Genomic DNA, 12,429 nt, shown 5'->3' with positions numbered 1-12,429 from the left:
AATGTCGGTCCATAAAAAACGACAACGATAAGGACCCGTTATGCGCAAAGCGCTTTGTTTCGCTTCACTGTTATTGGTCGCAACCTCGGCCCACGCCAACGAAGGTCAGTGGCAGCCGCATCAAATGCCTGAAATTGCAGACCAATTAAAGCAATCCGGCATCCGCATTGCAGCCAATGATTTAGCCGATTTAAGTCAGTACCCAATGAATGCGGTTGTAGGCTTGGGCTATTGTACCGCCAGTTTTGTTTCACCTAAAGGCTTGGTTGTCACCAATCACCATTGCGCTTACCGTGCCATTCAATACAACTCGCGCCAGCAGCACAATTACATTCAAGACGGCTTTTTGGCCAACACCTTAGCCGACGAGGTACACGCCGGCCCTAGCGAGCGCTTATACATCACCGAATCTGTTACCGATGTTAGCAAACAAGTGACCGAGAATCTGCCCAGCGAGCCACTAAAACGCTACTACGCCATTCAAGATAATCGCAAAGCGCTGATTAAGGAATGCGAATCCGACGAAAACTACCGCTGTGCGGTGTCCAGTTTTCATTCGGGCCTAGAATACTACTTAATTAAGCAACTGATCATTCGTGATGTACGCTTAGTGTACGCTCCGCCGATGGGTGTTGGCGCATTTGGTGGCGACATCGACAACTACGAGTACCCGCGTCACGCTGGCGACTTTACCTTCCTACGCGCTTATGTGGGCAAAGATGGCAAGCCTGCAGCGTACGCTGAAGATAACGTCCCCTACACCCCAAAAAGCTTTCTTAAAATCAACGCCAAGGGTGTGAAAGCCGGTGACGGCGTCTTAGTGGCGGGATACCCAGGTGCAACCCAACGATACCGCCGAGCCAGTGAGCTTAAGTTCGCCAAAGAGTGGTTATACCCGCAGCAAGCCAATCACTATCAAAAGCAGTTAGACATTATTGATCGCATGAGCTTTGACAACGAAGCTCTGGCCATTAAATACGCCGGCCAAGTGGCCAGTACCGCTAACCGCATGAAAAAGCTAAACGGCTTAATGGACGGCTTTAAGGCCACTGACATTGTCGGCATCAAAGAGCAACAGCAGCAAGCCTTTAGCGACTGGGCCAAAACCAATGCGCCTGCGGTGCTGGATGACGTGGCTCAACTAGAAAAGCTGCTGGCCGACAAACGCGAACGCCAGCAAACCAACTTGTTTTTCGATAACGCCCAAAACAGCGCCATGCTAAAAACCGCCGCCAATTTATACCGCTGGGCCATTGAGCAACAAAAACCCGATGCCGAGCGTGAGCCTGGCTTCCAACAGCGGGACGAGAAAATGTTTGTCGCCCGCTTAAAAAGGCTGGACACCAGTTATGACGCGTCGATGGACAAAGCCCTGTGGCTCATGGAGCTGGAAGCCTATCAGAACCAACCGCACCGCGTAGCCGAGCTCGACGCCATGCTAGCGGAAGGGGACGACAAGCCGCTTGAAGAGCGATTGCAGGCCATGTACACCCTTACCAGACTGTCGGACAGCAACACTCGCTTAGACTGGATGAACAAACCGGTACAAGCGTTTCAACAAAGCGCCGATCCTTTCATTCGTTTAGCCGTCGCCTTGTATCCGGTGACCAATGAGCAAGAGAAGCGCGAAAAAACCGTGTGGGGCGAATTGTCGAAAGCGCGCCCCGCATACATGCAAGCTATTATCGCCTTCAACAAAGAAAACAATAAACCTGTGTATCCAGACGCCAATCGCACCTTGCGCATATCCTACGGCACGGTAGACGGCTACATGTCGGCGGATGCTCTGTATAAACAGCCCTTTACCAAGCTTGAAGGGATCCTTGCTAAAAACACCGATGTGGAGCCGTTTAACGCGCCTAAAAAGCTACTGGATGCAATTAAAGCCAAAGACTATGGTGAGCACATGGTCAGCGAGCTATACCCGCAAAAACAAAGCTTTTTATGCCGTTTCATAAGCTGTGATAGCCAGCAACCGCCCTTTAATTCGGTACCGGTTAACTTCTTAAGCAGTGTCGATACCACCGGCGGCAATTCAGGCTCGCCCATTCTTAACGGCGACGGTGAGTTGGTGGGTCTTAACTTCGACTCCACCTACGAAGCCATTACCAAAGATTGGTACTTCAATGAAGAAATTACCCGCGCCATTCACGTCGATATTCGCTATGTGTTGTGGATGATGGATAAGGTGGATAACGCCCAAAACCTGATTGACGAGCTTGAGCTGGTTAAATAGCTCAACCTCCTCAGAAATCAAAGCCAATCGAAAAAAAATCGATTGGCTTTTTTGTTGCTAATGTCCCTACAAGCCTCTGTGCTTCAACTACACTTATCCAACAACCCTCTCAACGACCGAGAATCATCATGAAGTTATGGCTGATACCTTTGACACTGGCGCTTACATTGCTTGGCTGCAGTAAAAGCGATGACGACAGTACCACCCCACCTCCCCCGGGCGATGATGTTGTTGCTCATGTTGCTAATATCACCTTAATCAACAGCGCCAGAAGCGACACCAATACCGGTTACAGTGGCAGTATTAACTTAGGCGGCAGTGTGGTGTCCGATGCCGCCAGTCAAAATTTAGATGGGTTAATTACCAATGTTGAATTTATGGGGGTCACTCAAGCCAATGTGAATTGGAATCAATTGGCGGCCAATAAAGACGACCCATCAAGGCTTAATGTATCCATAGTAGACAGTAACGGTGGCGATGAGCTGGCCAGCTTAAGCGATACTCTTAACAACGGTGAAGCTAAGCAAGTCATCTTGTTAAGTCATCAAGACTTTAGTTTGAGTGCCGCCATTTTCGAGGCGCCCAATCTGGATGAGCTTGACCAGCCGCTACAAAGCGACCAGTTTGCCATCAGCGTAGTTCATGCCTATGGGCCGGGCGAAAATTTGGTGGTGGATGCTTATTTCGTGCACGGCATTCGCAGTAAAATTGGCGACCAACTGACCTTTGGTAACCGCGGCTATTTGACCCGAGTAACCGCCGACCCAGGTAATGACGCCATCATAGTAACGGATCACAGTTTGGCTCCGGATTTTGCCAATCCAGAAAACAATTTAGCCAATTTCGACGCCCAAAACCTGATGCCGGGTAAGCATTATCAAATCATAGTAACTGAAAACGAAAGCGGTGATGGCGCCCATTTGACCACGATTAGCCACGATTAATGTCGAAAATGGCGCCCTTAACAACAGAATTTGACGAAAATCGCTATTTTTCTGTATTTAAATGATGAAGTTATTAAAATTTATGACATACTTAAACGGTTATTCCGCTTTTTAGCGAGAATAATTGCTGAGCATAATATATTGCATAAAGGATATTCGCATGAACAAAAAACTAATCACTGTTGCAGGCGTTGCCATGGCCGCCATGCTAACCGGTTGTGCTAACACCCAAAACCTAGAGTCAAGCGTAGCTAGCTTGAACGACAAAGTTGACGCTCTAACTTCAGAAGTAAACGCGCTTAAATCTGAGCACGCGTCTCTACGCTCTGACGTTAATGCAGCAAAATCTGCTGCAATGGAAGCTCAGCAAGAAGCTGCCCGCGCCAACGAGCGTGTTGATAACGTTGCTAGCGGTTACAAAAAGTAATCCATTCGCGACCCATCGCGAACACAGTTAACGGAATAAAGGCGTAGCCACAAGGTTACGCCTTTATTTTTGGGTTCAGTTTAAGCGCGAGCTACCCATAAAAAAATACCGTCCAATTAGGACGGTATTTTTTGGTTAAGAGTCTACTACAGTTTGGTTACTGTCAGTTTCACCGCACTTGGATCCGGTCCGCTTACACTGAAGCGATAAGTTCCAGCCTCGGCCCCCATTATCTTCAAGTTGGCACCGGCACCGGCGAGCATTTGTGAGCTCCCCAGTTGTACTTCTTCTTCACCAGTGAGCGCTCCGAGATCCACCGTCGACCAATCGCCAGTGGCGATTTTAAACTCGTGGTCGCCCGCCGCCAGATCAATCTCAACCTCATAGGTAGACAGACCTTGGTAGCTGAGCAAGTCCACCTCGCCCCAACCGTTCATGCTGCCACGTATGTAAACCATATTCGCGCCAAACATTTCTGATGGGTAAATGGCTAACGTTGGCTCATTGAGGTTAGAGGCGTCAAAGATGAAGGCATAGCTGCGTTCTTCGCTGGCAGTGAAGGTCATGTTAGCCCCTGACACAGCCAGCAGCTCTGGTAACCCTTGCTCAACAGCAGCGTCGGATTCACCGGAACCAAAGTCCACCGTAGACCAATCTTCCGATGCAACCTTAAACTCATAGTCACCCGCGGCCAGCATAACATCAACCCGGTACATGCCGCCGCCTATGTAGCTAAGCTCATCGGCTGTACCCCAGCCATTCAAGCTACCGCGCAGGTATACCGCGGTGCCAACAAACGGCTCTTCGTTATAGATGCGTAATACCGGTTGTGAGGTATCGCTGGCGTCCAGTGAGAACACATAGGTAGCGTCCATACTGGCGGTGAAGGTCATATTCGCGCCAGAGCGGGCAAGCATTTCTTCTACGCCTTCATCAACCATGGCCACATCGGCTGACAGCGCACCAAAATCAACCGTACTCCAATCCGCGGAGGCCACTTTAAACTCGTAATCACCCGCCGCTAAGGTAATGGCAATACGGTATTCGCCGCCGCCCACGTAGGTCATCACATCGCTCTCGCCCCAACCGTTCATGGAGCCACGAACCAGTACCTCGGTACTACCAAAGGGCACCACATCCGGCGCGCCAACGGTGGCATTGGCCGACAGGCCTTCACCTTGGTCGCCCATTTGCGGTTTAACAAATACGGCGGTTGTCAGCGCTGGCACCACAAAGGTTCCCTCGCCTTCACCGTCGCTAAAGCTTGCCAAGCGAACCCGATTGTCCAAAGAGTTGGCGAGCAGCGAGTGCAATTCAAAACCCATGGCCGTAGGTACGGTATGGCTTTGCTCTTGATGGCTGGCATTAACCACAACCACCATGGCGTCAACCATAGGATCGAGGTCTTGTAAGCCCAAGCCGTCATCAAGGCTCATCACAATCAGCCCTTGGGTTTGGCGCTTACCTACGTTGTGGAATCCTAAACGGTCTATGATTTGCTGCTCATCTGCTAGGCGCAATAACGGGCTATCACGGCGAATGCTTAAGATTTCTTGGAACAGTGTAGACACCCACTCAATCTCGCTCATGGATGCCGCGGCTAGCGGGTTCGCTGAGATGCCGCTGATTTGATCCCACTTGCTCTGATTATCTTGAGCTAGGGGTAAACCCACATTCCAGTTGTTGCTGTTTTTAGTAAAGTCGACATAGTTAAACCAGTCGCCGGAGTCGTAGCTGTTGCGATCCATCGACTTAGAGCGCATCAAGTCGCCACCCATTTGCAAGAACGGGATGCCTTGGCTTAACAGCGGCAAGGTAGCAGCCACATGCTGAATGCGAACGCGATCTTCTAAACTGCGGCCAACCGGGTGGCTGTAGCTTAATTGATCCCACAAAGTTTCATTGTCGTGCTTAGACACGTAGTTAATGGAGTCGGCCGGATCCAGCGCATAAGCAGTTGGCTGGCTATTCCAGCTAAAGCTTGAGCCGCTGGCGGAATTGCCATTTACGTCTTTTAACACGTAGTTGGCCAGGTTGCCCGCCATCGACAAGCGCAAGGTATCTTGGTCACGCAAGCGTCCGTCAGACTCTTCCTCCGCAAATAAGTTACCTTGGCGTACCGCTTCACGGATGCGGTCGTTGAAGGTACCCACTTCGCTGCCAGCCATGTTGGCTTGAGTCGCTTGCTCAAACAAACGGTTATCAGCTACTTCACCAAAGTTCCAGCCTTCACCGTAGAAATAGTTATCTGGATCAACCGCTTGAACAGCGTCGCGAGCGGCCAATATGGTGGACTTAGGCATGTGCCCCATGACGTCGAAGCGAAAACCATCGAAGCCGTATTGCTGCGCCAAAATCACCATAGAGTCGGCGACGAATCTGTCCATCATGCGATGCTCTGTCGCTGTATTTTCACAACAAGTTGAGCGCTCAATATCACCGCTTTCTTCGTTATATCTGTGGTAGTAGCCCGGTACCAATTTATCCAACACCGAGTTATCCCATAAACCGGATGAGCTGGTGTGGTTATACACAACATCCAACACCACTCGTAAGCCCATTTCATGCAAGGCTTGGTTCATGGCACGCAATTCGATAATGCGCTCAACACCGTCGGCATTGGTGGCATAACTGCCCTCTGGCGCTATGAAGTGTTGCGGATCGTAGCCCCAATTGAAACTATCCATGCCACGCATCGCATTCACTAGCTCTTGGGCGTCTTTCGAACCCGGCAGCGCTTGCTCAAGAATGCTGATAATGCTGGCGCTTTTATCTTGTGTGATACAAGCCGCTGCATTGTCGTCAATCATGTCGCACAGCTTGCCTAGGTTGTCTTGAATATCGACACGCTCATCAGCCATTTCATTGACCGTGGCCATATCGGTCACTGGCAATACGTGGAAATGGGTCAAACCGGCAGCGGCAAGTTGTTGTAGGTGCATTACCGGTGCGCTATCGGACTGAGTAAAGGCCATATACTTGCCACGATATTCGCCCATGGTGCTTTCATCTCGAGCACTGAAATCGCGAACGTGTCCCTCGTAAATAACCGCGTCTTCCGCCTTGGCGATGGTAGGCACCATGTGCCCATCCCAACCTTCCGGCTTCAAATCGTCATCATCAAGGTTAACGAACTGACTGTAGCGACCGTTGGCCGATACGTTTAGCGAGTATGGGTCGGTGGCTTCAATCACTTCAATGCTGTCGGTCACTGGATGATAGACGGTGACTTCAAAGCGATAGTATTGACGATCAAGACTGGCAGTGCCGCTGTAACTCCATATACCGGTGGCGGTATCTTCCGTCATGGCTTGGCTGCTGGTTTCATTTTTATCAGCGTCATACACTTTCAAGTTAACGCTTTGAGCCGTAGGCGCCCAAACCGACACATGAATGTTATCGCCATCATATACAACCCCTAACGGCGCTTCGTCGGCATCGGCTTCGCCGCTGGTGTATAAATGATCCAGCGCTTTAGCGTGTTGCACACGGGTCGCCGCTACGGGCATGTTCTCGCCATCGTAAGCCGCAACCACCAATTGTGATTTGGCGACCTTCTTGGCTTGCTCGTGAGCCAGTCCAGTGGAGTAAGCTTTCCAGTGGCCAATGTGAGGCACCCGCGCTTTTTGCTCATCGGTTAACTCCACCGCCATTAAGCTGACGGATTCGCCGTTTACAATGCGATCCGGCTCGGTTTCCACTTCAAGATCGGCGGCCATCGAGTAGTGTAATTTCACTTCACTAATGCCACTGTCGTCTTGATCCCACAGCAGGGTATCGGCATCTAACCAATGCGCTGCGCTGCCGCTAATGGACAGAGGTTGCGCACCAAGATTTAAAATTGGGTATTCGAAAACCGACGGCTCACCATGAAGGGTAAAGTTCATACGAACGAAGGTTTCGTCGTCTTGCATCAGTGGCATCTTCAAGTCCACATCACCTAAGGCTTTACCTGAGCCCTCAGTACCAATGTGAATAATGAAGTTAGCACAATCGCTGTAACCGTCTTTTAGATCCAAAATCCAATAAGCGCCATAGTTTGGATCAATACCATCGAACTGATGACCGTTAGCCCAATCGGTGGCATCAAAAGGTGGCGCGTATGCATCACAGCTTTCGTCGTTCCAGGTGTGCAAACGGTAGCCGTCGTAGACTGGATCGCTCGGAGAGTTACTGGCGTCCATTGGGCGATTATAATAAAGCACCGCTTGGCCGTCGGCTGGCGTAAATACAGGGTCCGGCAAGGTTGGGTCGGCACCCACAATGCATTGTTCGTTCTTTTCATCCGGTACCGTTGGCGCCGGACAACTAATAGGCTCTGGCGCTACACACATGGTACCGCTGGCATCGGGCACCATAGGTACCGCACAGGTTAACAGTTGTTCTCCAGGCTCCGAAGAGTCGCCACAACCGCTGATGGCGGCGAGGCCTAGGGCGATAAACGCCAATTTGCTAGTGTGAGATAGGCTCGTCATGAGTCGTTCTCCTAATTAATGGATTAGCGCGCAATTAAGATTTGTAAAGTTATTGTTTTTCATAGTTTTTATAACCTTTACAAATTAACTGTCACACCAAGAAAATATTCTCTACCAAAGTACTGCAAGGTACCGGTGCGGGATGGATTACCAAAATAACTCTTAGTGGGTTCATCGGTTAGGTTATTAACCTGGAACAACACGCCTAGGTAATCGGTGATTTGATAAGACGATTGGAAATCCACTACGGTTTCACCATCAAAGTTCACTACCTGCTCGTTTACCGCAACCTGCTCTGACACAAAGTCATCGCGATAGCGTGCACTGACTCGGGCGTCAAACCCAGCGTAGTTATAGAATAAGGTTGCGCTGGCTACGTTTTCAGAAAGTCCAGGTAGCGACTGGGTAACCGTTTCACCACCGAGGTCGGTCTTAGACTCTACTTCCGATTGAGTGAACGAGTAGTTGGCGTTAAAACCAAGCCCCGAGAACGCGCCAGGCAAGCCTGTAAACACCTGCGTATAAGCCAATTCTACGCCGCGAATGTAACCGCCTTCTGCGTTGTTCACGGCCGTGGTATAGACACCGTTGGTGGTTTCAATTTGCTCACCACTGGTGGGGTCTACAATGTAATCTGGTACGTTGAATCCATTGCCTTTAAAGTCGAATCCATCAATGGCAATGGTGTCGATGAATGAATCAATGTTCTTGTAGAACACCGCGGCAACCACAATGCCATCTTCCATGTAGTATTCGTACGACAAATCAAATTGATCGGCGTAGAAAGGCTTCAGGAATGGGTTATTGGTACTGGAACCATTAATCTTACCGTCGTCACTTACGGTAGCGCTGGCGTCACCGGCTAACCGGTTAATAGGTGGTCGTGACATCACTTTAGCCGCAGCAAAACGCACTTGGCTGTTTTCGGTTACGCCAAGGTTTAAGTTAACCGACGGTAAATAGTCGGTGTACTTGTCACCTTTGATGGTAGGAGCGTACAAGTCATTGATAATGCCAATTTCATCGACAATGTATTGCGCGCCAAGGGTGGCATCGCCGCCGACGTTTTCCAATAAGGTAGCCGATTGGTCAGTATCGACGCGGCGCACCCCAAAGTTACCGGTAAGCGGCAGTGAGCCCAATTCGGCATTAATGTTAAACATTAAATAAGCCGACAATACTTTTTCGTACACTTCACCACTTTGCAATACCGACCAGGAATAGTTGGTGGTATAACCTTGTGGGTCAGTTACGCCATCGGCGTTACCCCAAGTTTGCACAGGTTGTGGCACCCCATTGGGGAACCAGGCATTAAGTGCCGAGTTTAAGTCAATGGCTAAGTAAGATGGGAAATAGCCAAAATCGCCTTCCCAATCCACCACGGTGGCCATATCATCAGTGAGTCGTAATGGAGGCTCGCTGCTCGAGAAAGCGCCATCGTTGCCGTATTCGAACACTGAGCGGTCGTTCGAGTAGGTGCGGTCGGAATAACGAGCACCAAACTCAACTGAGCTTAAGAAACCAAAATCCAATTCATAAGCAAAGTCGAGACGATAAGCTTTAACTTCGTCTTCGTTGACGTACGGATAAATACCGTATTTACTGACCATTACCCGGTCTATGTCTGAGAACGCGGCGGCTTGGTTAAAGCCTACGTCGGGTAAATCTAAGCCATTCAGCAAATAGTTAATCGAGACATTGGTATCAAACACAGGATTATCGATGGTGGCGTCTTCTGCGACGTTAGACCAAAGTAAGCCGTTTCGAAAATCACTTTTAGCCTTCGATAACGACACGTCGGCATTAACAGTTAAGCGATCGGTCACATGCCAATTGGCGTTAACGCCATAGCTGTCCACTTCATCGTAATCGCGGTTGTCGTCGTTAACGATTTCGACCCGAGTAAAGCTTTGACTGGTGCGGTTAAAGTTACCGCCAATAACCGCATTACCATCAATCACCGGATTAGAAACGGCGGCTGACGGTCCGCCAAGTTTGACCCGAAAGCCTCGGGCAAAGGCTTCCGAGTCAAAGCGGGAGACAAACGCATCGGCTTTAAGAACGAAGTTATCCACTGGCGCCCATTCAATGGCACCCATGTAACCGTTTCGCTCTTCTTTACCGCCTAAGTGCTGAAGTTCAAAGCCTTCACTGATGTACTCATTGGCGGGGTTATCGGCTGGGCCATCGGTGTCGTTTGGCTTGCCATCAACGTCTTTATTGCCGTTGTAATATAAACCAATAAATTGAGTCGCTACACTGGGTTGGTCTAGTCGAGCGTAACCCACAGCAACCCCTAGGGTATCTTCTAAGTATTTACCTTGATAAGAGAAGCTAACTCGAGAGCCATATTCATCGGCACCATAAACTTCTCCAGCGCGATCGTTATACATGCCGCGAACGTTAGCGGTAAAGGTGTGGGCTTTATCATTGGCGAGGGGGCTGGCGGTTTTAAGTTCAACCGTACCGGCCACACCGCCTTCAATCAACGACGCTTTTGGTGACTTATATACCGCACCTGAGGTAATGAGTTCAGTAGGGTATTGATCGAATTCAATGCTGCGGCTGCCACTGGTGGATACCTGTTCACGGCCATTTAAAGTAGAGAAAACAAAGCCACCGGACATACCTCGAATGTTAATTTCAGCCGCCTGACCGCCGGTTCGAACCGCCGAAATACCAGGCAAACGCGTAAGTGCATCGGCAATGGACACATCAGGAAGAGAGCCTAAGTCATCGGCGCTGAGTTGCTCCGATACCGTATCTTCATAGCGCTTAGCGTTAATGGAATCGATAAGGCTTCGGCTGTACCCTTTCACCTCAATTCGTTCAATGGAGTCATCTGCTTCGGTAGGCTGCTGCTCCACTTCTTCTACGACATTTTGTTGCTGAACCTGAGTTTGCTCTTGTTCTTGTTGGTCTTGTTGGTCTTGTGCAAAGGCGCTATTCGAGACAAACGCCCCACCTAAGCCTGCAGCTGCGAGAGCTATGGCTAGGACGCTGGGTTTGAATTGTGGCATCCTTATCCCCTTGTGTAGTTACCGCTTTTTTTAGTAACCCAAAAACCACTTATACAACCAAATTAACCGATTTCGTGGGTTTGTTATTTTATCTATGTTAAGCACGGTTGTTTTTTTGCCACAACTTTATGCATACGTATTCACAACAATGCATTAACATATTGAGCGATAAATAGCCTTGCAAAACATCGCTAAAACGACGCTATAGCGGGCTTTTTAGGGTATTAGAAGGAATTCTAAAAGGAGAGATAAAAACGCCGAGCTGCAATGGGCTCGGCGAGTAAAAATGGCTTAGCAGTCTCGTATTAGTGAGCGTTAGCCTCTACGGCGGACAGTTGGGCGCGAATATTAAGCCTCACCGGTATACCCAATTGCGCTTCAAGCTCTTGCTTGAGCTGACGGGAATCCACATCCGACTCTGCAAGTAGCGAGCGAACTTTAGGGCTGAAGTCGATTTTACGACTGACGCTATCGCCTTCCTGCTCGGTGAGCGGCGAGTGCACTTCAATAATGAGTTTGCCATCGGGCTCTCGTGCCGCCTTAACGGTTTGATTGATCACGCGAACCGGTGTTCCCTTGCGAACTTTATCAAAAATCCACTCAATATCGGCAGGATTCATACGTATGCATCCGGAGCTTACCCGCATACCAATGCCAAAGTCTTTATTCGTGCCGTGAATTAAATAGCTGCCATCGCCATAAGCAAGCTTTAGCGCGTATAAGCCCAATGGATTATCAGGAGAGCCGCCCGCGACCATAGGAGGCAGAACCTCACCGGTACGCTCTAGATGATCGGCTCGAATGCCTTTGGTAGGCGTCCAAGACGGGTTTGGAATGCGCATTGAAATGGTGGTAGCCATTTCAGGGGTTTCGCGACCCACTCGACCGATACCAATCGGGAATATGTGCACCTTGTTGGTTTTAGGCTCGAAGAAATACAGCCTTAACTCGGCTAAATTGATAACAATGCCTTTGTGGGCCACATCCGGCAACAAGGCCTGCGTTGGAATGGTCAGCATGGTGCCCGCTTTTGGCAAAAACGGATCCACACCCGGATTGGCTTCCATTAACGCAATCAGCCCAACATTATACATGTTGCCAATTTGAGCAAGATGCTGACCATGGATCACTTGGTGATACTGCAAACGCCCAACCAAGCGACTGCCATCGTCCGGCAGAGGATATGGATTAGCCTGCACACTGCTGGTTATCATCAGCAGGGCAATAAATAGCACTCTAAACGTCAATTGACTGACCTCACGTATCTTTAATGGGCTAATTTTACCCTAAGCCAACGCCACAACAAAGTGAGCGATATCCATAAAAA

The 12,429-nt window shown here is 49.6% G+C and carries 6 protein-coding genes; 3 read left to right on the top strand and 3 right to left on the bottom strand.

Annotated features, from left to right (window positions below; translation table 11 throughout):
• The first annotated feature begins 40 nt into the window (after nucleotides 1-40).
• The 3 genes from CLC91_RS01340 (at nucleotide 41) to CLC91_RS01330 (ending at nucleotide 3,607) form a co-directional block, all read left to right on the top strand.
• Nucleotides 41-2,236 carry a S46 family peptidase gene (locus tag CLC91_RS01340; protein ID WP_095499861.1) on the top strand — a complete coding sequence of 732 codons (2,196 nt, stop codon included), beginning with the start codon at nucleotides 41-43 and terminating at the stop codon, nucleotides 2,234-2,236.
• 128 nt (nucleotides 2,237-2,364) lie between these two features.
• Nucleotides 2,365-3,180 (top strand): hypothetical protein, encoded by an 816-nt coding sequence (locus CLC91_RS01335; protein WP_095499860.1) that lies wholly within the window; start codon nucleotides 2,365-2,367, stop codon nucleotides 3,178-3,180.
• A gap of 160 nt (nucleotides 3,181-3,340) precedes the next feature.
• Nucleotides 3,341-3,607 carry an Lpp/OprI family alanine-zipper lipoprotein gene (locus CLC91_RS01330; protein WP_095497150.1) on the top strand — a complete coding sequence of 89 codons (267 nt, stop codon included), beginning with the start codon at nucleotides 3,341-3,343 and terminating at the stop codon, nucleotides 3,605-3,607.
• A gap of 146 nt (nucleotides 3,608-3,753) precedes the next feature.
• On the opposite strand, the gene CLC91_RS01325 is transcribed toward CLC91_RS01330, so the two are convergent.
• The 3 genes from CLC91_RS01325 to CLC91_RS01315 form a co-directional block, all read right to left on the bottom strand.
• Nucleotides 3,754-8,082 (bottom strand): alpha-1,6-glucosidase domain-containing protein, encoded by a 4,329-nt coding sequence (locus CLC91_RS01325; protein WP_095499859.1) that lies wholly within the window; start codon nucleotides 8,080-8,082, stop codon nucleotides 3,754-3,756.
• 77 nt (nucleotides 8,083-8,159) lie between these two features.
• Complete coding sequence (locus CLC91_RS01320) at nucleotides 8,160-11,102, bottom strand: TonB-dependent receptor (protein ID WP_095497148.1); 2,943 nt, start codon at nucleotides 11,100-11,102, stop codon at nucleotides 8,160-8,162.
• 305 nt (nucleotides 11,103-11,407) lie between these two features.
• Nucleotides 11,408-12,349, bottom strand: coding sequence for a L,D-transpeptidase family protein (locus CLC91_RS01315; RefSeq protein WP_332888998.1), 942 nt, complete (start codon nucleotides 12,347-12,349; stop codon nucleotides 11,408-11,410).
• Between the last annotated feature and the right edge of the window lie 80 nt (nucleotides 12,350-12,429).

The sequence above is a fragment of the Paraferrimonas haliotis genome (assembly GCF_002282895.1).
Taxonomy (GTDB): domain Bacteria; phylum Pseudomonadota; class Gammaproteobacteria; order Enterobacterales; family Shewanellaceae; genus Paraferrimonas; species Paraferrimonas haliotis.
Note: the sequence above shows the minus strand (reverse complement) of the source record. Positions and strands in the feature narration are given on the sequence as shown.